Origin of the sequence: Pseudomonas sp. GW460-12-10-14-TSB1 (genome assembly GCF_017349775.1) — a bacterium.
Classification (GTDB): Bacteria; Pseudomonadota; Gammaproteobacteria; order Pseudomonadales; family Pseudomonadaceae; genus Aquipseudomonas; species Aquipseudomonas piscium.
This window is the reverse complement of record NZ_JACNAC010000057.1, coordinates 22,154-42,241: the sequence shown is the minus strand read 5'-3', so window position 1 is coordinate 42,241 and position 20,088 is coordinate 22,154. Positions and strand designations below refer to the sequence as shown.

Below are 20,088 nucleotides of genomic sequence, written 5' to 3'. Positions count from 1 at the left end.
CATCGACAGGCTAAAGGTCTGGTCGGACGCCGCCGGGTCGAACTCGCTGCTCGGGTCCAGGCCTTCCTGCAACAGGCGCAGGGCCTGGCGCACCGAGCCGTGCAGCACATGAGCCCGGGGCGTGGGCTGCATGCCCCGGGCGGTGCGGATGAACAGCGGCTCGTCGAGCTGGCTGCGCAGGCGCGCCAGGGCATTGCTCACCGCCGGCTGGCTGAGGTTCAGGCGCACCGCCGCACGGGACAGGTTCTGCTCCTGCATCAGCGCGTCGAACACCAGCAACAGGTTGAGATCCAGGTGCCGCAAATTCAGCTTCATGAATAATGCCCATTCCGAATATCCATTAGCTGGATAATTCGAGCAGGACTAATCTTCTGTCAATAAGAACGACAAAACCCACAGGAGAACGGCCTTGAGGCAAACCACCCTGGCATTTCGCGAGCGTTACCGCGCCGCGGTTCATCCGCGCTACAACCCGTGGCTGCACGGCGGTTTCGTGCTGGCCTACGGCATGGCGTGCATCGCCCTGCTGTGGAGCACCCTGCACCAGGTGCAGCCGCTGGAGTGGCTGGCGGTGCCGGTGGCGCTGCTGTTCTTCAACCTGTGCATCTATGTCGTGCACCGCTGGCTGGGCCACCACAAGCAGGCCTTCGCGCGGATGTTCTATGCCCGCCACAGCGGCGATCACCACAGTTTCTTCGTGCCTGGATACATGACCTACGACGGCCCCCGGGACTGGCGGGTGATCCTGTTCCCGGCCTGGCTGATCCTGGTCCACAGCCTGCTGTTCGCCCTGCCGCTGTGGTGGCTGCTGCAGTTGTGGAATGCCAATGTCGCGGCGCTGTTCGCCAGCTGCACCCTGATCGGCTACCTGGCCTACGAAGTGTTCCATGCCTGCGAACACCTGCCGGCCGGGCATCCGCTGGCGCGGCTGCCGTGGATCCGCCAGATGCGCCGCCTGCATGAGTTGCATCACCGCCGCGAGCTGATGCAGGAGCGCAATTTCAACATTGTCCTGCCGCTGATGGATTACCTGTTCGGCACCCTGTACTGGGAGCCGGAACCCGCTAACGCCTCTCTATCGACAAGGTCCTCGTCCATGACCCGCATGCAGCATCAGATCGATATTCCGCGCAACCCGGTGGCCCTGCTCGACTACGCCAGCGCCTCCAGCCGCTGGCCGGAGTGGCACCCGTCTTCGCTGAAGGTCCAGGGTCCGGCCGGGGCCCTGCCCGCCGGCGCGCGGTTCGAGGAAGACATCCACGCCGGCGGGCGCAGCGGGCACCTGAGCTGGCGGGTCGACGAGTATCTGCCGGGGCATCGCTGGAGTGCCTCGGCCCAGGGCGATCATGGCCTGCAGCTGGTGGTGACCTACGAGTGCCAGGCGCTGGACGCCCATCACACGCGGTTTATCCGCACCCTGGAATACCGCTTCGACGGCCTGCTGATGCGCCTGGGCAATCGCCTGTTATTCAGAAGGCGGATAGAACGGGAGTCCGCCGACTCCCTGCTAGCCTTATGCGAAATGGCGCAACGGGCAATTCCCCTGGGCGCCGGCGTCGCACCGCAGCGTGTGACCTGAACCCATCACCCAGGAGCCGCCATCGATGAAGCCAGTCGCACCCCGTCGGATCAAAATTCGCCATCTGCTGCTGGTCGTGATCATCGCCATCGGCGCCTTTCTGCTGCTGATGCCGACCAAGGTCCAGCCATTGGCCTGGACCCCGCCGGTGGCGCCTTCGCTGAAGAGCGGCCTGTACGCCGAGAACCAGAAGCTCAAGGGCCTGCAGGCGGTGGGCGCGCGGAATATCGACGGGCCGGAAGCCCTGCTACTGGAGAACGGCTCGCTGATCAGCGGCCTGCATGACGGGCGGGTGATCCGCACCGCCCTGGACGGCAGCACCCTGCAGGTACTGGCCAATACCGGCGGACGCCCCCTGGGCCTGGCCCGGCATCCGGATGGCCGGCTGATCATCGCCGACGCGATCAAGGGCCTGCTGGCGCTGGACGCCAAGGGCCAGTTGAGCACCCTCACCACTTCCGCCAACGGCCTACCCTTCGGCTTTACCGACGACGTGGCGGTGGACGCCGCCGGGCGTTATGCCTACTTCAGCGACGCCACCAGCCGCTGGGGCTACGGCCAGGATGGCGAGGCGGTGATCGAGCACGGCGGCGACGGTCGCCTGCTGCGTTATGACTTCCAGACCGGCCAGACCGAACAGTTGCTGGATGGCCTGGAGTTCGCCAACGGTATCGCCCTCGGGCCCCAGGAAGCCTATGTGCTGGTCAACGAAACCGGCGCCTACCGGATCAGCCGCTACTGGCTCAGCGGCGCCAAGGCCGGCACCCGCGACCTGTTCATCGACAACCTGCCGGGGTTGCCGGACAACCTCAGTTTCAACGGCCAGGGACGTTTCTGGGTGGCGCTCTACGCCCCGCGCAACGTCCTGCTCGACGGCACCGCGCCCTACCCGCTGGTGCGCAAGATGATCGTCCGCGCCATGACCCTGCTGCCCAAGCCGGTGGAAAAACGCGGCTTCGTCCTGGGCCTGGATACCCAGGGCCAGGTCATCGCCAACCTGCAGGACGCCAGCGCCGGCAACTACGCGCCCATCACCACGGTGCGCGAATACGGCGACGCCCTGTACTTCGGCTCGCTCAAGGCCACGCATATGGCGCGCCTGCCGCTGAGCGTCGCCCTGGCGAAGGCGCCCTGACGCCGTCGCGGCCTGGATCCGGGCGAATCGGGTCCTGAGCCGCTACCCGGGCACCGCCATGGCCGCCAGAGGTGGAGGCTTATTGATTCTGATCTAAGCTCTCCCGCGCGGCGCCGTCAGGCGCCCCACCATGGAACGACAAACAATCGAATCCGATTGATTCCCATCACATTGAGAGTGGATCCACCCATGAAAATCAAAATCCTCCTGGCTTCCCTGCTGCTCACTTCATCCCTGTCGGCGCTGGCCGCGTGCCCGGTGTTCGGACCGTCCGAGGATCCCTGCGCAGGCCCGGTATTCGGCCCGAGCACCTGCGAGTGCCCTTGAGGCAGGCAAGCGCTGAAACAGGCGCGCCCGCCCCTCGGGCGCGTCTCGCCAAACATGTGAGTGGAGACAGGGGAATAAATACGCAACCAGCAGGAAGAGCAGCGATGCTCTTGATTGCATAGAACCTGGCGAGACGCCCGAAGCTTCGGGACATCTCGCTCAGGACAGGGTCGGGGTCAGAAGCGGGCAGTCAGCTTCTCGGAAATTTCATCCTTGATCAGCAGCCGCTTTTCCTTGAGTCGTTTCAACTCCTCGTCAGCGGCCGCCGCGGCCTCCGCTTTGAGCACCTGATCATCAATGGTGGAGTATTTATCGAACAAGGCATTCAAGTGCGGGTCATTGGCCCGACGCTGTTGAATGTCTTCTTTGCTGTAGCTCAGGTCCTGATACAGGTCATGGGGCACCGGCATGAAACACCTCCGTTTGTTGATCGGTAGCAAGCGCACTTACAGGCGCTCGCCAGTTACCAGAATGACCTCCACCACCGCTGTCTGTCGACCGCCAATCAGACCACAGCGCTAGCCGTTCGTCGCCTTCAACGGCACAGCCCGCGACCAAGCGTCTGCCCCCACAACCCGCCATGACCTAAGCCCCGCTGAGGGTGCCGCGACTCACCCCAGGGCCTGGGCCAGAAACGGAGCGGTGCGGCTCTTGCGGTGCCTGGCCACCTGCTGCGGGGTACCGCTGACCACCACTTTGCCGCCCTGGTCACCGGCGCCCGGGCCGATATCGATCACCCAGTCGGCCTGGGCCACCACGCGCATTTCATGCTCGACCACCACCACGCTGTGGCCGGCCCGCACCAGGTTGTCCAGTTGTTCCAGCAGGCGATCGACATCTCGTGGATGCAAACCGGTAGTCGGCTCGTCCAGCACATACAGGGTTGCACCGCGGGGGTTGCGCTGCAGTTCGGTGGCCAGCTTGATCCGCTGTGCTTCGCCGCCGGACAGCTCGGTGGCCGGCTGGCCGAGGCGCAGGTAACCCAGGCCGATATCGCGCAGGACTTCCAGGGAACGGCGGATGCTCGCTTGCTCGGCGAACACCTCGACCGCCTCCTGCACCGTCAGTTGCAGGACCTGGGCGATGTTCAGGTCTTGCCACTTGATGGCCAGGGTCTGCGAGTTGTAGCGCGCGCCGTGGCAGGTCGGGCACGGCGCATAGACGCTGGGCATGAACAGCAGCTCGACGCTGACAAAACCTTCGCCTTCGCAGGCCGGGCAGCGGCCCTTGGCGACGTTGAAGGAGAACTGCCCGGCGTCGTAGCCCAGGGCTCGCGCCTCGGGGGTGGCGGCGAACAGCTTGCGCACGTGGTCGAACAGCCCGGTGTAGGTCGCCAGGTTCGAGCGCGGGGTGCGGCCGATGGGTTTCTGGTCCACCTGCACCAGGCGCTTGATCCGTTCCAGCCCGGCGGTGACTTCGCCGCTGCTGGCCTGCGGGGCGTCGTCTTCCAGGTTCAGCTCTTCCGGCTCTTCATTGCCCTGCGGCCGCCCGAGGTGCGCGCCCACCAGTTCCAGCAGGGCCTGGCTGACCAGGCTCGACTTGCCGGAACCCGACACCCCGGTCACCGCGGTGAAGCAGCCGAGGGGGAATTCGGCACTCAGGTCATTCAGGTTGTTGCGGCTGATGCCTTCCAGGCGCAGCCAGCCCTGGGCCTGGCGCGCGGTGCGACGGGCCGGCGTCTGCTCGGCGAACAGGTAGGCGCGGGTCTGCGACTCCGCGACCTCGGCCAGCCCCGCTGGCGGGCCGCTGTACAGCACCTGGCCGCCCTGCTCGCCCGCCGCCGGGCCGACGTCGATCAGCCAGTCGGCGCGGCGCATGGTCTGTAGGTCGTGCTCGACCACGAACAGCGAATTGCCCGAAGCCTTGAGTTGCTGCAAAGCCTCGAACAGCGCCTCGGCGTCCGCCGGGTGCAGGCCCGCCGAAGGCTCGTCGAGCACATAGATCACCCCGAACAGCTGCGAACCCAGTTGGGTCGCCAGGCGCAGGCGCTGCAACTCGCCGGACGACAGGGTCGGCGTACTGCGCTCCAGGGCCAGGTACCCCAGGCCCAGGCCGGTCAGGGTGCTGACCCGCTCCAGCAGGTCCTGGGCGATGCGTTGCGCGGCCAGGCGTTTTTCCAGGGACAGGTTCGGCGTATGCCGCACATCCGGTCCTCCGACATGCCCCGGCGCGCCCTGGGCGATTCGTTCCTGGCGCGCGGCCTGGGTCTGTTCGTGGCTCCAGACCTCGCCGGCCTCCTCGGCCTGTTCCAGGTAAGCCTGGGCAGCCACCGGCTTGAGCACCTCGGCCAGTTGCAGCAAGGGCATCTGCGACAGCTCGCCGATGTCGAGGCCGGCGAAGGTCACCGACAACGCCTCGCGCTTCAGGCGCTTGCCCTCGCACAGCGGGCACGGACTGCCGAGCATGAACTGCGACACGCGTTTTTTCATCAGCGCGCTTTGCGAATGGGTGAAGGTGTGCAGCACATAACGCCGGGCCCCGCTGAAGGTGCCCATGTAGCTCGGCTCCTGCTTGCGCTTGAGGGCCTCGCGGGTCTGCTCCGGGGTCAGCCCGGCGTACACCGGCACGGTGGGGGTTTCTTCGGTGAACAGAATCCAGTCGCGCTGCTCTTTAGGCAGGTCGCGCCAGGGAATATCGACGTCGTAGCCCAGGGTCACGAGGATGTCGCGCTGGTTCTGCCCCTGCCAGGCCAGGGGCCAGGACGCCACCGCGCGCTGGCGGATGGTCAGCGAAGGATCCGGCACCATGGACGCCTCGCTGACCTCGTAGACCCGGCCCAGGCCATGGCAGTTGGGACAGGCGCCTTGCGGGGTGTTGGGCGAGAAGTCTTCGGCGTAGAGCATCGGCTGCCCCGGCGGGTAGCTGCCGGCCCGGGAATAGAGCATGCGGATCAGGCTGGACAAGGTGGTGACGCTGCCCACCGAAGAGCGGGTGCTCGGCGTGCCGCGCTGCTGTTGCAGGGCCACCGCCGGCGGCAGGCCTTCGATGGCGTCGACATCCGGCACCCCGACCTGATCGATCAGGCGCCGGGCGTAAGGCGCCACCGATTCGAAATAGCGGCGCTGGGCCTCGGCATACAGGGTCGAGAACGCCAGGGACGATTTGCCGGAGCCGGAAACCCCGGTGAACACCACCAGCGCATCGCGGGGAATATCCACGTCGACGTTGCGCAGGTTGTGTTCGCGGGCGCCGCGCACCCTGACAAAACCCGAGCTGTGCGCTGGCAAGGAAGACAAAACCTGGGGCGAAGGCATGTTGCGCGCTGAAGTCATGAGCCAGCCTTGTATCGGAGGTGTCGGGACGAGATTTCAAGTCAGAGAGCCCCACGGCGCCAGCACCGGCGACAGGCAGCCACCCGACCGAGATGCAGGGTGCATGGGCTCGGGATTTTGAGCAACCACGGATGTCAAACGTTCAGCGGGCTTTTTGCCTGGGGTGTTTACGACCTCACGCCTCCAACACAGACCTGACCATGGCGGTCAGGGCGTCCGGGCTGTAGGGCTTGCTCAGCAGGTGGGTGTCCGGGCTGAGCTGGTGATTGCAGGAAATGATGTCGCGGGTATGCCCCGAGGTGAACAGCACCGCCACGGCCGGCGACTGGGTCTTGGCCCAGAGCGCCAGGTCGGTGCTTTTGATCAGGCCGGGCATCACCACATCGGTGAAGATCAGCTCGACCCGGGCGCCGTTCAGCAGCAGTTGCATGGCCGCATCGCCATTGGCCGCCACCAGCACCTTGTAGCCGGCGTGCTCCAGCAGCTCGACCGCGGCCGCGCGGACGTCCTCGTTGTCCTCCACCACCAGGATGGTTTCCTGGCCATGGCCAGGCCGCTGTCCACGCCGGGGCGCCTCTCCCGGCTCCGGTTCGGTGCTGCGGACAAAATACATGCGCACCGTGGTGCCCTGCCCCGGCGTGCTGAGCATCTCGATATGGCCGCCGCTCTGCTTGACGAAACCGAACACCATGCTCAGCCCCAGACCGGTGCCCAGGCCATCGCGCTTGGTGGTGAAGAACGGCTCGAACGCCTGCTTGAGCACCTCGGGGGGCATGCCATCGCCGGTATCGGCCACCGACAGGCACAGGTAGTCGCCGGCGGTGATGCCCTTGCCGGCACAGAAACTGCGGTCGAGCACCACATTTTCACCGCGGATGCCGATGGTGCCCTCACCCTTCATCGCATCGCGGGCGTTGATCGCCAGGTTGAGCAAGGCGTTCTCCAGCTGGCCGCGGTCGACCTTGATGCACCAGGGCTGCGCGGGCAGTTGCACGTCGATATCGATGGTCTCACCGAGGGCCCGTTGCAGCAGCTCACCCAGGCTGTCGGGGATCCGGCAAGGGTTGTAGACCTCGGGCGACAGCGGCTGGCGCCGGGCGAACGCGAGCAGTTGCGCGGACAGCTTGGCGCCGCGCTCGACCGCGGTAATGGCCGCGCCGACCCGGCGCTGCACATTGGCATTGTCCGGCTCATGGCGCGCCAGCAGGTGCAGGTTGCCAGCGATCACTTGCAGCAGATTGTTGAAGTCGTGGGCCACTCCACCGGTCATGCCGCCAATGGCCTCGAGCTTCTGCGACTGGCGCAACTGCTCCTCGGCCGAGACCCGCGCGTTGACCTCCTCGGCCACCCGCTGCTCGAGGTTGCGCGTCAGTTGCAGCAGCGACTCTTCGGCCATCTTGCGTTCGTGGATATCGATCAGCACGCCGGGAAAACGCAAGGCCTGTCCCGCCTCGTCGAACTCGCAACGGCCACAGCCCATGACCCATAGGTAGCTGCCGTCTGCCCGGCGGATGCGGTATTCGCTGTTGTAGGGCACGCCCTTTTGCAGGCTGTAGGCCAGCTGCTCCTTGATTCGCGGCAGGTCCTCGGGGTGTACCCGGCTGTCGGCGACTTCCATCGACAGGTCGTCCAGCGGCTGCTCCAGCGGATAGGAAAAGGTCCGGGCAAAACGCTCGTCGCCCGACAGCCGATCGGCCTTGATGTCCCAGACAAAGGAGCCCAGCAACGCCCCGGCATTGAGCGCCAGCTGCACCCGTTCGTTTTCCACGCGGTAGGCGTTCTCGACTTCCTGGCGGCGTTGCTCGGACAGCACGTGGGCGGTGGTCTCGACCACGATCGCCATGACCCCGGCCGGCGCCTGGTCGTCGCCGGCCACCGGACTGTAGTAGAGGTCCATCCAGACAGGTTCCGGCTGGCCGTTGCGCAGCAGCACCAGCTCCTTGTTGCGGTACGACAGGGTCCCGCCCGCCAGGCAGGTGTCCAGCACATGGCGGTTGAAATCCGCCACCTCCGGCCAGCCCTGCTCCACCTGGCGGCCAAGCAGGTACGGATGGCGGCCGCCGGCGAATTCGGCGTAGGCATCGTTGTAGATCATGTAGCCCGAGCGGCCCCAGAGCAGGACCAGGGGTACCGGCGAAGCCAGCAGCAGTTGCACCGCGCTGCACAGGCTCGACGACCAGTGCTCCAGCGCCCCCAGCTCGGTGACGGACCAGTCGAACGCCTGGATGCGTCCGGCCATCTCGCCTTTCCAGCCCTGGCAACCATGAGGATCGGATAAGAACGGCATCGCTTGACCCAGTGAACATGGATTGAATGACGACACTCTCGGCCCGCGACCCGAACGCCACGGACAGGTACTCAAGGTTTGGAGCACAGGCCACACGGATGGTTTCACCGCATTTTCACGATTGTAGGACAAATCCCCATCATGCCGGGCAGCCCGCCTGGATCTGTAGCCGCTGCCGCAGGCTGCGATAAGGCCGAAGGCCTTCAGCGATCTTGAGGCCTTTACGGCCGCTCTCCGTACGCGGCCCGCGGCAGCGGCTACATCAGTGGAAATCCCGGCTGCGGATGGTGATACCGCTGAGCAACTCGCTGAGGTCGCTCAGGCGGCCGGCGATCAGGTGGCGGACCTCGCCTTCGGTTTCCAGGGTGCCGTCGACCTTGAGCAACTGCGCGCCGACCAGGACCTTGCGCTGGCGCTCGGCCAGGTCGCGCCAGACCACCACGTTGACGTTGCCGAACTCGTCTTCCAGGGTGACGAAGGTCACGCCGCTGGCGGTGCCCGGCCGTTGGCGTCCGGTGACCAGCCCGGCGATGCTCACCGGGCGCCCGTGCTCGACCTCCAGCAGCTCGCGGGAACTGCGACAGCGCCGGGCCTTGAGTTCGTCCCGCAGCAAGGCCAGCGGATGGGGCCCGAGGGTGGTGCCGACACTCAGGTAATCGGCCTGCAGGTCTTCGCCGACCGTCGGCCGCGGCAAGGCCACTGGCGCTTCCTCCTGGCGCGGCAGGCCGGCGAACAGGCCGAGCTGTTGCTGCCCCCCCGCCACTTCCCAGCGCGCCCGATGCCGATGCCCGGCCAACCCGCGCAGGGCGCCGGCATCGGCCAGCAGTTCCTGGGCTCGGCTGTCGAGGCACGCCCGTTGCCCGAGGTCGGCGATGTCGACGAACGGGCCGCCCTGGCGCGCCGCCTCGATCCGCCGCGCGTCGTCTTCGCGAAAGCCCTTGATCATCCGCAGCCCCAGGCGCAACGCCGGTTGCGCGCCGGCCAGCGGTTCCAGGCTGCAATCCCAGGTGCTGGCGCGCACGTCCACCGGACGAATCGCCAGATGGTGCCGGCGCGCGTCCTGGAGGATCTGGTCGGGGCTGTAGAAGCCCATGGGCCAGCTGTTGATCAGGGCGCAGGCGAAGGCCGCCGGCTCGTGGCATTTGAGCCAGCAGCTGGCATAGGTCAGCAAGGCGAAACTGGCGGCGTGGGATTCGGGGAAACCATAGCTGCCGAAGCCCTTGATCTGCTCGAAAATCTGCGCGGCGAATTCGTCGCTGTAGCCATTGGCGCGCATGCCGTCGCGCAGGCGCAGGCGATGGGGCTCCAGGCCGCCGTGGCGTTTCCAGGCGGCCATGGAGCGACGCAACTGGTCGGCCTCGCCGGGGGTGTAGTTGGCGGCGACAATGGCGATCTGCATCACCTGCTCCTGGAACAGCGGCACGCCCAGGGTCCGCTCCAGTACCACCTCCAGCGCCCTGGAGGGATAGGTCACCTTCTCCTTTTTGTCACGCCGACGCAGGTACGGATGGACCATGCCGCCCTGGATCGGTCCCGGCCGGACAATGGCCACCTCGATCACCAGGTCGTAGAAATTCCTTGGCTTGAGCCGGGGCAGCATCGACATCTGCGCCCGCGATTCGATCTGGAACACGCCGATGGTGTCGGCGCGACCGATCATCTCGTAGGTGGCCGGGTCCTCGGCGGGGATGCTGGCCAGGCTTAGCCGCTGGTCCCGATAGCCATGGATCAGGTCGAAACAGCGGCGAATCGCGCTGAGCATGCCCAGCGCCAGCACGTCCACCTTGAGCAGCCCGACCGCGTCCAGGTCGTCCTTGTCCCACTGGATGATGGTGCGCTCGGCCATGGCCGCGTTTTCCACCGGCACCAGGGTGTCCAGCGGCTGCTCGGAAATCACGAAGCCGCCGGGGTGCTGGGACAGGTGCCGGGGAAAGCCGATCAGTTGCCCGGTCAGGCTCAGGACCCGGCGCAGCACCGGGCTGTCCGGGTCGAAACCGGCCTCCAGCAGGCGCTCGACGGCCGGCGGCGTATCGCTCCAATGGCCGCAGCAATCGGCCAGGGCATTGACCTGGTCCGGCGGCAGGCCCAGGGCCTTGGCCACATCGCGCACCGCGCCGGCGCCGTGGTAGGTGCTGACCACCGCGGTCAGCGCGGCGCGGTGGCGGCCATAACGCTGGAACACGTACTGCAGGACTTCCTCGCGGCGTTCGTGCTCGAAGTCCACGTCGATATCCGGCGGCTCGTTGCGCTCGCGGGAGAGAAAACGCTCGAACAGCAGGGTCGAACGGTCCGGGTCGATCTCGGTGATGCCCAGGGCGAAACACACCACCGAGTTGGCCGCCGAGCCCCGGCCCTGACAGAGGATCGACTGGCTGCGGGCAAAACTGACGATGTCGTGCACCGTGAGGAAATAGCTCTCGTAACCCAGCTCGGCGATCAGCGCCAGTTCATCGTCGATCTGCTTGAGCACCTTGGGCTTGGCGCCCCCGGGCCAGCGCTTGACGATGCCGCGCTCGGTCAGCTCGCGCAGCCAACTGGTGGGCGTCTGGCCTTGGGGCACCAGTTCCCGCGGGTATTGGTAGTGCAACTGGCCGAGGTCGAAATGGCAGCGCTCGGCGATCTTCAGCGATTCGTCCAGCAGGGCCGGCGGATAGAGCCCCTGCAACGCCTCGAGGCTGCGCAAATGCCGCTCGCCATTGGGGTGCAGGCGCTGGCCGGCCTCGGCCACCCGCACGTGATGGCGGATCGCGGTCATGGTGTCCTGCAAGGCCCGGCGCCCACGCACATGCATATGCACATCGCCGCAGGCCACGGCGGCAATGCCCAGTTCCCGGGCCAGCGCCAGCGACTCGCCCAGGCGCCGCTGATCGTCCTGCCCGCAGTGCAACTCCACGGCCAGCCACAGTCGGTCGGCGAACACCTGCTGCAACCAGCGCCCGGCTTCTTGCTGTTGCTCCTGTGGCTGCCCGTCCGCCAGCCACAGGGCCAGCAGCCCCGGCAAGGGCTGCTCGAAGTCTTCCCGCAGCAGTTGGTACTGGCCCTTCTGCGCCCGGCGCCGGCCACGGGTGATCAGCCGGCACAGGCCCTGGTAACCCTCCAGGCTCTCCACCAGCAGCACCAGCTTCGGGCCATCGTCGAGGCGCATTTCGCTGCCGACGATCAGCGCCAGGTTGCAGTCCTTCGAGGCCTGCCAGGCGCGGACGATACCGGCCAGGCTGCACTCGTCGGTAATCGCCAGGGCCTGGTAGCCCTGGCCCGCCGCCCGCTCGAACAGCTCGCGGGCACTGGAGGCACCGCGCTGGAAACTGAAGTTCGACAGGCAGTGCAGTTCGGCGTAGCCCTTCATGCGAACCAGCCCTGCAACAGCAAGGGCCCCGCCTCGCCCACCGGGCGATAGGCCCAACCCTGCTGGCCGCCGCGGGTTTCGATCAGGTAATAGTCGCGGCGCACGTCGCCGCCGTCCCACCAGCCGGACTCGATGCGCTCCGGCCCCATGAGGATCCGCGCCGCCCCCTCCGGCAGCGCCAGCGGCTCGCGCAACAGCCAGCCCGGGCGCCGGGGCCCGGGCAGCAGCGGGCCGGCCTGGCTGTCGCCGACCGGTTGCCAACTGCATTCGGGACGGTGGTCAGAGTGGAAACGCAAACCATGCACCGCCTCGTCGCCCAGGCGGGCCCGCAGGCGCTCGCGCAACTGCTCCCAGGGCAAGGACTGCTGCGCACGCTCGTCGAACAGCTCGCGGTGCTGCGGCACGAAGCGCGGCAAATCCTCGGCCACCAGGCGCACGCCACGCACTGGCGCCGGTACCTGGACCTGCTCCAGGCGCCCGCGCGCCAGTTCGAACAGCATCGCCGGCTCGCGTTCGGCGCTGAGCAGGCCGACCTTGATCAGGGTGTCGGGCAGCTCGACATGTTCCAGGTGCAGGTCGAAGCGCTGCACCCCGCTGTCACGGCCACAGAGAAACGCCGCCAGATCGCTGGCCAGGCGGCGCAGGGGAAACAGCAGGGCCTGATGGGACAACACGTCGAAATTCAATTCGATGCGCAGATCGAAACGGTCCGGCGGCTGATAGAACGCCAGCGCCAGGGAACGTTCGCCCAACAGAGTATCCAGGTGCTTGAGCAGGCCCGCGTCGAAACGCCGGGCCAGGGTGTCCCGGGGCAGCCCGCGCACTTGGGCGAAAGTACGCAGGCCCATGCGCGACAGGGCTGTGGCCGCGCCGGGCGGCAGGCCGAGACGCTCCACGGGCATGCCCCCCAGGGCCTGGCGCAACTGTTCCAGGTCGGTCACCGCCAGCCCGTTGTAGGCATTGGCCAGCACCCGGGCCGCCGCCGGATTCGGCGCGCTGACGATGCGGTGGCGAAAGCCCAGCTCATTCAGCTCCTGGCGCAGGCGCGCCTCCAGCTGTGGCCAGGGGCCGAACAGGCCCAGGCTCGACTCGATCTCGAACACCAGGGTGCGTGGGTAATGAAGGCTGACCTGGGAACTGAAGCGGTAGGCCCAGGCCGCGAGAAACTGCTGCCAATGGGCGATTTCGTCGGCGTCGTATTCGGCGCTGGCGAAGTTCTTGCTCAGGGCCTGGGCGGCGGTCAACGACTGCCCGGGCCGCAACCCCAGTTCGCGGGCCGCGGCATTCACCGCCTGGATCACCCGGCGCTGCGGCGTCCCGCTGAGCAGCGCCAACGCGGCGTCCGGCTCGGGGCGCTGGCGCAGCGCCGCGTCCAGCGCCAATTGCGGGAACAGAATGCAGACCCAGCGCATGGCAACCTCAGTGTCCCGGGGCGAAGGCGATCGGCGCCGCATGGGCCAGGCCGCCACGGCACTTGAGTATCCGCAGCTGCGCCGGCCGGGCCTCCACGGCAATCCGCAGGGCCGCCGGCGAGGGGTTGATGGCTTCCTTGAGGGGGCGGTAGGCAAAGGCCAGGGTCTGGCCGGTTTCGGCCGCCACCTGCAAACGCCGCAAGGCGCGGTCGTCGACCTGTTGCGGCCAGCACAGCACGGCCCCGCAACTGCCCGAGCGCAGGCACTGCTCGGCGGCCCACAGGGCGTCCCGCTCGCCGGCCTGGATCACCGACAGCTGGCGCAGGTCGACCCCGGCGCTCTGCCAGGCCTGGGGGTACGGCACATGGGGCGGCGCCACCAGCACGATGCGCTCGTCGGCGGCCGAAAGCCGGGCCAGGGTCGGCCACAGCAATTGCAGCTCGCCGACACCCTGGGCGGCGATAAGGATTTCCGTCAGCGCCGCTTCCGGCCAGCCGCCGCTGGGCAAGGCCGCGTCCAGCATGGCGTGGCCGGTGGGTTGCGGGCTGGCGGCGGGCGCCGTCGGCCGGCCCTTCCACACCCGGCCGGCATTGAACAGCGTCTCCAGTGCCACGACGGCGCCCATCAGCCTTGCCTCACCAGGCCACAGAACACCCCTTCGATGGCCAGGTCCCGGTCTTCGCCGATCAGGATCGGGGCATAGGCCGGGTTGCGCGGCAGCAGGCGCACGCCATCGGCCAGGCGCTCGAAACGCTTGATGGTGACCTCGCCGTCCAGCCGTGCCACCACGATCTGGCCGTTGCGCACTTCGCTGTCGCGGCGCACCGCCACCAGGTCGCCGTCGAGGATGCCGTCCTCGATCATCGAGTCGCCCTGGACCCGCAGCAGGTAATCGGGGGTACGGGAAAACAGCGCCGGGTCGAGCAGCAAGCGGCTGTGCACCTCGGCATCGGCGCCGATCGGCAGGCCGGCGGCGACCCGGCCTAGCACCGGGATCTCCAGCAGCTCGGGGCGCGATGGCTGGTTGAGCAGGCGGATGCCCCGGGCCTGGTTGGGGTTGACCTCGATGAAGCCGGCCTCGGTCAGGGCTATGACATGCTTGCGCGCCACGCTGCGCGAGGCGAAGCCGAAAGCCTCGCTGATTTCAGCGAGGCTCGGGGGCTGGCCATGTTCGGCGATGCGCTCGCGGATAAAGGTCAGGATGGCACTGCGGCGGGGAGATAAAGTGGTCATGGAGTACATTTGTACTCCTCTCGGGTTTTCCTGACAAGAACCGCCAGTCAGCCCAGGCCACGGCTCGCCAGGAAAACGCCGATGTAATCGATGAACGCCAGCACCTTGGCCGTGGCCCGCCGGTGGCTGGGGTAGACCGCGAGGATGTGCGGCCCGAAGCAGTCCGGGTCGATGGCATAGTCGGCCATCACCCGCACCAGGCGGCCGTCGGCCAGGTAAGGCGCGGCGCTCCACAGCGGGGTGTGCAGCAGCCCGCGCCCGGCCAGGGCATTGGCCAGCAGCAGGTCGTAATTGTCGCTGCGCAGCCGCGGCGCCCGGGGTTGCGGCAGGCTCAAGCGCTGCCCGTCCCGTTCGACCCACCAGAACTCGCGGCTGAGCAAGGGATGGCGATAGAGCAGCCATTCGTGTTCGTCGAGGGTCTGCGGCGTCACCGCCACGCCCTTGCGCGCCAGGTAGGCCGGGCTGGCGCACAAGGCCAGGCAATTGCTGCCAACCACCCGGGCGATCAGCCCCGGCAGGTCGTCATGGCCTTCACGCAGGGCCAGGTCGTAGCCGCTTTCCAGCAGGTTGACGAACTCGTCGCACAGGTCCACCTGCAGGTCGATCTGCGGATACTGCTCGAGGAAACCGCCACACACCTGGTCGAGAAAGGCCTGCCCATAGGCCAGCGGCGCGGTGATCTTCAGGTTGCCGCGCAGGCCATGCTGCAACTGCTCGATTTCCTCGCCGGCCTCCTCCAGCCGCTGCAGGACCTGGCGCGCGGTTTCCAGGTAGAGCCGCCCCACTTCCGTCAGCAGGATCCGCCGGGTGCTGCGCTCGAACAAGCGCGCGCCCAGCTCGACTTCCAGGTGATTGACCGCCTTGGTCAGGGCCGAGGGGGTCTTGCCCAACTGCTCGGCGGCGCGGCTGAAACTGCCCAGCTGCGCGGTGACCACGAACATTTTCAGTGCACTCAACTTGTCCATGCTTTTTCCATTCAGGCAAAAACGTTTTTCGTCAGCGAGGCGTTCTGTCGGCCCTGGCAAGCCACTAATCTGGGCATCAGACGCAATAACAAGGAAATACTCAATGAAAAGATTCATCCCGAATCTGCTGACGATTGCAGTAAGTTTTGCCTCGATGGAAGCCATGGCCGCCACCGACCTGGTGCTGTTCAACGGCCAGGTGTTCACCGCCGATCGCGCCCAGCCCAAGGTCCAGGCCCTGGCGGTGGCCGACGGCAAGGTGCTGCAAGTGGGCAGCGACGCGCAGATCAAGGCCCTGATCGAAACCGGCACCCGGGTCATCGACCTGGGCGGCAAGACCCTGATGCCCGGCCTGATCGACAGCCATTCCCACGCGATCTTCGGCGGCCTGGAAATGACCTCGGCCAATATGCAGGACAAGGTGGTCAGCCTCGACGAGCTGGAGCGGAAACTGCGCGCCTGGCGCGACGACGGCAAGGCCAGGCACGGCGACGTTCTCAGCATCGCCGGCATGAGTTCGGCCTACTGGGCCCAGGCCGAAGCCCTGGGCCAGCGCTTCAACGCCGGCGAGTGGGCCAAGGTGCCCGTGGTGTTCACCGGCAGCGATCACCATACCGCCTGGGCCAACGCGGTGATGCTTGAGCGTGCCGGCATCGACGCCGCCCTGCTCAAGACCCTGCCGCAGGCCGAGCGCGACACCATCGGCCAGCTCGCCGACGGCCGCCCCAACGGCTTCCTGGTGGACGCCGGCTGGGACCGGGTCGCGGCGAAAATGCCGGTGCCCAGCGCCGCCGCCCTGCTCAACGCGGCGCAATCGGCGGTGCGCTACAACAACAGCCTGGGCATCACCGCCTGGATGGACCCGGCGGCCAACGCGGCCCCCGGAGAAGCGGTGTTCGCCCTCAAGCCCACCGCCCAGACCGTCGGCGTGCTGCCGGCCTACAAGGCGCTCGCCGAGAGCGGCGGCATGAGCGCCCATGTCGCCGCGCTGCTGGTGGCCAACCCGAAAAGCCGCCCTGCCGACCTCGACGTGCTGGAGCAGGTGCGCCAGCAATTCCAGGGCATCCCCAACCTGACCCTGCCCGGCGTCAAGATTTTCGCCGACGGGGTGATCGAGTACCCGGCCCAGAGCGCGGCGATGATCGATCCCTACAGCAACTCGCACAAACAGGGCGAACTGCTGATCGATCCCGAGCATTTCGGCGAACTGGTCAGCGCCATCGACCAGCGCGGCTGGCGGGTGCACATCCACGCCATCGGCGACCGCGCGGTGCGCGAATCCCTCAATGGCATCGCCCAGGCGCGCCAGGACCGCCAGAGCGGCATCGCCCACTCCATCACCCACCTGCAGATGGTCAACCCGAAAGAGTTCGCCCGCTTCAAGCCGCTGGGGGTCATCGCCTCGATGCAACTGCTGTGGGCCTCGGCCGACGACTACACCCTGGACATGATCAAGCCGTATGTCAGCGCCCTGGCCTTCCGTTACCAGTACCCGGCGCACTCCCTGCTCAAGCAGGGCGCGACCCTCGCCGGGGCCAGCGACTGGCCGGTGTCCTCGCCCAACCCGTGGAACGCCATCGCCCAGGCCATCACCCGCAAGGGGCCGCTGGGGGTGCTCAACGCCGACGAACGCCTGGACCGCGAAACCATGTTCTACGCCTACACCCTCAATGCCGCGCGCGCCATCGGCCTGGAGCAGCAGATCGGCTCGCTGAGCGCCGGCAAACAGGCCGACTTCATCGTGCTGGACCGCGACGTGTTCCGCGTCGACGAAAAGGCCCTGCATGAAACCCAGGTGCTGCAGACCTGGTTCGCCGGCCGCGAAGTCTACGTCCGGTCTCTCTAACCCGATGCATCTAACCCGATTCATCTAGCCCGGTTCATCTAAAAAACACCTGCCCCACTGCCCGCCCCCACGTCCTTGCGCACGTGGGGCCGGCACAGCCTTGCCTGAAATCCGCCCCTAACAATCACAACAACACGGGACGCCCACATGAAGACCCTCAGCCTGTTCGCCATCGCTGCCTTGAGCCTGTTGCCCCCGGGCAGCCAGGCCCTGCCCTTGAACGATGACGTTGCCTTGGAGCTGGAACTGACCCTGGCCAGCGACTACCGCACCCGCGGCATTTCCCAGACCCAGAACGACCCCGCCGCGCAGGCCGCCGCGACCCTGCTGCACAGCAGCGGCCTGTACCTCGGTGCGTGGACCTCCAACGTGGATTTCGGCGGCGGCCTGAAGACCCGCCAGGAAGTCGACTACTACGCCGGCTGGCTGTGGCAGGCCAGCGACGCGATCAGCCTCGACCTGGGCTACCTCAAGTACAGCTACCCCAGGGAAGGGCAATTCAACCAGAGCGAGGTCTACGGAATTTTCAGCGCCTACGGGTTCAGCCTGGCGGCCTACTACTCCAGCGACGCCGCGGGCATCGACAGCCAGCAAAGCACCCTGTACCGCTACCTCGGCTACGAAACCGAGCTGCCCCTGGGCCTGGGTTTGAAGCTGCGTTACGGCGAGATGGACTTCAAGGATCCACGGTTGATCCCGGCCTCGGGCCAGGGCGAGGATGCCTACCACGAATGGGAGGCCAGATTGACCCGCGAAGTGGCGGGCGTGGTGCTGGGCCTGAGCTATATCGATACCGATCTGTCGAAAAGCCAGTGCACCAGCAACTACGGGTTCAGCGACCTGTGTGGCGCGACCTGGGTCGCCAGTGCCAGGAAAACCTTCTGAATCCGATGGGCGCCGGTCGGCACGAATCGATATGCAGACCCTCGCCCTTTCGACATTTTTTTTACCAATCCCTATCTATAGTCGGCAGTGCAACTGCTGGCGCCTTCATCACAGGTAGAGGAACGAACTGAAATGGTCTTGGGCAAAGGACTGCGATTGCCGTCAGTCACATCGACTCGCCTGGTGCTGCTGTTTTCCCTGGCCCTGGTGCTGCTCTACAACTTCGCCACCTGGCGCGCGCTGGGCAACCTGATCAGCCTGCAAGGCCCGCACAAGCTGGCGTTCTTCGCCTCCTTCGGGCTGTTCCTCTGGGCCGCCATCACCCTGCTGCTGACCCTGGTGTCCTTCCGCTGGACCCTGAAACCGGTGCTGAGCCTGGTGGCCCTGACCTCGGCCGCCGCCGCGTATTTCATGAACCAGTACGGCATCACCATCGACACGGTGATGGTGCAGAATGTGTTCGAGACCAACCCGGGCGAAGCCGCCTCGCTGTTCAACTTCAAGCTGCTGGGCTACCTGCTGGTGCTGGGCCTGCTGCCGGTGGTGCTGATCTGGCGCACCCCGGTGCGCTACCGGCCGTTCTTTCGCGGCCTGCTGAACAAGCTATTGGTGATCGCCGCCTGCGTGCTGGTGATCGCGGTCTCGGTCGGCGCCTTCTATTCCACCTACGCGCCGATCTTTCGCGAAGAAGACAAGCTGACCCACTTCATCAACCCGACCAACTACCTCTACGCCCTCGGCAAATACGCCAAGCAGAGCCTGGGAATCAAGCAGCACCTGGTGATCCAGCCGATCGGCCAGGACGCGGCGATGAGCGCCCAGGCCAGCGCCCGGGAGAAGAAGTCGCTGATGATCCTGGTGGTCGGCGAGACCGCCCGCGCCGACCACTTCTCCCTCAACGGCTATGCCCGCGACACCAACCCGGAACTGGCCAGGCTGGACATCCTCAATTTCACCCAGGTGCACTCTTGCGGCACCTCGACCGCGGTCTCGGTGCCGTGCATGTTCTCGATGTTTCCCCGCGAGGACTACAGCGACAAGAAGGGCAAGACCTACGAAGGCCTGCTGGATGTGCTGCAACGGGCCGGCGTGCAGGTGCTGTGGCTGGACAATAACAGCGACTGCAAGGGCACCTGCCTGCGGGTGCCGAACCGCGACATTCCCAAGACTCAGCCGAGCCCCTTCTGCGATGGCAGGAACTGCCTGGACGAAGCCCTGCTGGTGGACTTGCAGCAGTACATCGACCGCCTCGGCGACAACGCGATCATCGTCCTGCACGCCGACGGCAGCCACGGCCCGGAGTACTACGACCGCTATCCGAAGAGCCTGGAGCGCTTCACCCCGATCTGCCACACCAACCAGCTGGGCAGTTGCAGCAGCGAGGAACTGGTGAACGTCTACGACAACACCATCCTCTACACCGACCACTTCCTGGCCCGGGTCATCGAGTTGCTCACGCACAACCAGGAACGCTTCGACACCTCGATGCTGTACGTCTCCGACCATGGCGAGTCCCTCGGCGAAAACGGCCTGTACCTGCACGCCGCGCCCTACGCCCTGGCGCCGCAGGCGCAGACCCATGTGCCGATGCTGATGTGGTTCGGCCAGCAGGCCCTGAGCGACCTGGGCATCCAGCGCGACTGCCTGCAAGGCAAGAGTGGCGAGCCGGACCTGAGCCACGACAACCTGTTCCACTCGGTGCTCGGGCTGTTCGAGGTCAGGACCAGCCTGTACCAGCCGCGGCTGGACATCTTCCATTCCTGCCGGCCGAACATGACCGCGGCGCACTAGCGCCACCGGA

At 66.6% G+C, this 20,088-nt stretch carries 15 protein-coding genes; 6 read left to right on the top strand and 9 right to left on the bottom strand.

Features of this window, described 5'->3' with window-relative positions:
- A partial coding sequence (locus J4D52_RS25320; protein ID WP_207272168.1) for a LysR family transcriptional regulator occupies positions 1–315 on the bottom strand: 315 nt, incomplete at its 3' end.
- Between the two features lie 94 nt (positions 316–409).
- Between J4D52_RS25320 and J4D52_RS25315 the strand changes: the two genes are divergently transcribed.
- From J4D52_RS25315 to J4D52_RS25305, 3 genes are all read left to right on the top strand, one after another.
- Positions 410–1,579, top strand: a complete 1,170-nt coding sequence (locus tag J4D52_RS25315) for an SRPBCC family protein (RefSeq protein WP_102677871.1) — start codon at positions 410–412, stop codon at positions 1,577–1,579.
- Between the two features lie 25 nt (positions 1,580–1,604).
- On the top strand, positions 1,605–2,714 hold the full coding sequence (locus J4D52_RS25310; RefSeq protein WP_102677870.1) for an SMP-30/gluconolactonase/LRE family protein: 1,110 nt from the start codon (positions 1,605–1,607) through the stop codon (positions 2,712–2,714).
- A 189-nt stretch (positions 2,715–2,903) separates the two neighbouring features.
- Positions 2,904–3,041 carry a hypothetical protein gene (locus tag J4D52_RS25305; protein ID WP_007932359.1) on the top strand — a complete coding sequence of 46 codons (138 nt, stop codon included), beginning with the start codon at positions 2,904–2,906 and terminating at the stop codon, positions 3,039–3,041.
- Positions 3,042–3,217: 176 nt separating this feature from the next.
- On the opposite strand, the gene J4D52_RS25300 is transcribed toward J4D52_RS25305, so the two are convergent.
- From J4D52_RS25300 to J4D52_RS25265, 8 genes are all read right to left on the bottom strand, one after another.
- Complete coding sequence (locus J4D52_RS25300) at positions 3,218–3,451, bottom strand: DUF465 domain-containing protein (RefSeq protein ID WP_025804516.1); 234 nt, start codon at positions 3,449–3,451, stop codon at positions 3,218–3,220.
- Between the two features lie 201 nt (positions 3,452–3,652).
- Positions 3,653–6,313, bottom strand: a complete 2,661-nt coding sequence (locus tag J4D52_RS25295) for an excinuclease ABC subunit UvrA (RefSeq protein WP_102677869.1) — start codon at positions 6,311–6,313, stop codon at positions 3,653–3,655.
- Between the two features lie 175 nt (positions 6,314–6,488).
- The gene (locus tag J4D52_RS25290; RefSeq protein WP_102677868.1) at positions 6,489–8,600 is read right to left on the bottom strand and encodes a PAS domain-containing sensor histidine kinase; all 2,112 of its coding nucleotides are present in this window, start codon (positions 8,598–8,600) and stop codon (positions 6,489–6,491) included.
- A 262-nt stretch (positions 8,601–8,862) separates the two neighbouring features.
- Positions 8,863–11,946: an error-prone DNA polymerase gene (locus J4D52_RS25285; RefSeq protein ID WP_102677867.1), complete on the bottom strand. Its 3,084-nt coding sequence runs from the start codon at positions 11,944–11,946 to the stop codon at positions 8,863–8,865.
- Positions 11,943–13,358 (bottom strand): DNA polymerase Y family protein, encoded by a 1,416-nt coding sequence (locus J4D52_RS25280; protein ID WP_102677866.1) that lies wholly within the window; start codon positions 13,356–13,358, stop codon positions 11,943–11,945. The genes J4D52_RS25285 and J4D52_RS25280 overlap by 4 nt, the downstream gene beginning before the upstream one ends.
- Before the next feature lie 7 nt (positions 13,359–13,365).
- Positions 13,366–13,983 carry a translesion DNA synthesis-associated protein ImuA gene (gene imuA, locus J4D52_RS25275; protein WP_102677865.1) on the bottom strand — a complete coding sequence of 206 codons (618 nt, stop codon included), beginning with the start codon at positions 13,981–13,983 and terminating at the stop codon, positions 13,366–13,368.
- Positions 13,983–14,600 carry a transcriptional repressor LexA gene (gene lexA, locus J4D52_RS25270; RefSeq protein WP_102677864.1) on the bottom strand — a complete coding sequence of 206 codons (618 nt, stop codon included), beginning with the start codon at positions 14,598–14,600 and terminating at the stop codon, positions 13,983–13,985. The genes imuA and lexA overlap by 1 nt, the downstream gene beginning before the upstream one ends.
- Before the next feature lie 38 nt (positions 14,601–14,638).
- Positions 14,639–15,556 carry a LysR family transcriptional regulator gene (locus J4D52_RS25265; RefSeq protein ID WP_102677863.1) on the bottom strand — a complete coding sequence of 306 codons (918 nt, stop codon included), beginning with the start codon at positions 15,554–15,556 and terminating at the stop codon, positions 14,639–14,641.
- A gap of 103 nt (positions 15,557–15,659) precedes the next feature.
- On the opposite strand from J4D52_RS25265, the gene J4D52_RS25260 reads away from it, so the two are divergent.
- The 3 genes from J4D52_RS25260 (at position 15,660) to J4D52_RS25250 (ending at position 20,078) form a co-directional block, all read left to right on the top strand.
- Complete coding sequence (locus J4D52_RS25260) at positions 15,660–17,402, top strand: amidohydrolase (protein WP_102677862.1); 1,743 nt, start codon at positions 15,660–15,662, stop codon at positions 17,400–17,402.
- Between the two features lie 147 nt (positions 17,403–17,549).
- Positions 17,550–18,287: a TorF family putative porin gene (locus J4D52_RS25255; protein WP_063431882.1), complete on the top strand. Its 738-nt coding sequence runs from the start codon at positions 17,550–17,552 to the stop codon at positions 18,285–18,287.
- 132 nt (positions 18,288–18,419) lie between these two features.
- Positions 18,420–20,078, top strand: a complete 1,659-nt coding sequence (locus J4D52_RS25250; RefSeq protein ID WP_063431883.1) for a phosphoethanolamine transferase — start codon at positions 18,420–18,422, stop codon at positions 20,076–20,078.
- Positions 20,079–20,088 lie beyond the last annotated feature (10 nt).

Bases quoted from the DNA above. Each gene is read 5' to 3' on its own strand.
- J4D52_RS25280 (WP_102677866.1), bottom strand. From the start codon at position 13,358: ATGCGCTGGGTCTGCATTCTGTTCCCGCAATTGGCGCTGGACGCGGCG.
- J4D52_RS25285 (WP_102677867.1), bottom strand. From the start codon at position 11,946: ATGAAGGGCTACGCCGAACTGCACTGCCTGTCGAACTTCAGTTTCCAG.
- J4D52_RS25290 (WP_102677868.1), bottom strand. From the start codon at position 8,600: ATGCCGTTCTTATCCGATCCTCATGGTTGCCAGGGCTGGAAAGGCGAG.
- imuA (WP_102677865.1), bottom strand. From the start codon at position 13,983: ATGGGCGCCGTCGTGGCACTGGAGACGCTGTTCAATGCCGGCCGGGTG.
- J4D52_RS25265 (WP_102677863.1), bottom strand. From the start codon at position 15,556: ATGGACAAGTTGAGTGCACTGAAAATGTTCGTGGTCACCGCGCAGCTG.
- J4D52_RS25250 (WP_063431883.1), top strand. From the start codon at position 18,420: ATGGTCTTGGGCAAAGGACTGCGATTGCCGTCAGTCACATCGACTCGC.
- J4D52_RS25310 (WP_102677870.1), top strand. From the start codon at position 1,605: ATGAAGCCAGTCGCACCCCGTCGGATCAAAATTCGCCATCTGCTGCTG.
- J4D52_RS25300 (WP_025804516.1), bottom strand. From the start codon at position 3,451: ATGCCGGTGCCCCATGACCTGTATCAGGACCTGAGCTACAGCAAAGAA.
- J4D52_RS25295 (WP_102677869.1), bottom strand. From the start codon at position 6,313: ATGACTTCAGCGCGCAACATGCCTTCGCCCCAGGTTTTGTCTTCCTTG.
- J4D52_RS25305 (WP_007932359.1), top strand. From the start codon at position 2,904: ATGAAAATCAAAATCCTCCTGGCTTCCCTGCTGCTCACTTCATCCCTG.
- J4D52_RS25260 (WP_102677862.1), top strand. From the start codon at position 15,660: ATGAAAAGATTCATCCCGAATCTGCTGACGATTGCAGTAAGTTTTGCC.
- lexA (WP_102677864.1), bottom strand. From the start codon at position 14,600: ATGTACTCCATGACCACTTTATCTCCCCGCCGCAGTGCCATCCTGACC.
- J4D52_RS25255 (WP_063431882.1), top strand. From the start codon at position 17,550: ATGAAGACCCTCAGCCTGTTCGCCATCGCTGCCTTGAGCCTGTTGCCC.